Raw genomic sequence first — 308 nt, 5'->3', positions numbered from 1 at the left:
CAGGTAGTGGAATGTCCAATTTTCTGAGGACCAGCCTGAAATCCCATCAACAATAGAGTAGTGTTCCTCTTTCTCCACGTCCTCACCAGCATCTGTTGTTACCTGAGTTTTTGACCTTAACCATTCTGACTGCTATTAGATGGAATCTCAGGGTTGTTTTGATTTGCATTTCCCTGATGACTAAGGAGTTTGAGCATTTCTTTAGGTACTTCTCAGCCATTCGATATTCCTCAGCTGTGAATTCTTTGTTTAGCCCTGTCCCCCATTTTTTAATAAGGTTATTTGGCTCTCTGGAGACTAACTTCTGG

At 41.9% G+C, this 308-nt stretch carries 1 protein-coding gene; it reads right to left on the bottom strand.

Annotation, left to right across the window (positions count from 1 at the left end):
- Positions 1-82: 82 nt before the first annotated feature.
- On the bottom strand, positions 83-308 hold a 226-nt coding region (locus HBA93_RS20245; RefSeq protein WP_221724468.1), incomplete at its 5' end, for a hypothetical protein.

Source organism: Ochrobactrum sp. SFR4 (assembly GCF_019730395.1).
Lineage (GTDB): Bacteria > Pseudomonadota > Alphaproteobacteria > Rhizobiales > Rhizobiaceae > Pseudochrobactrum.
The sequence above is the reverse complement of the archived record's forward strand: the minus strand, read 5'-3'. Positions and strand labels throughout refer to the sequence as shown.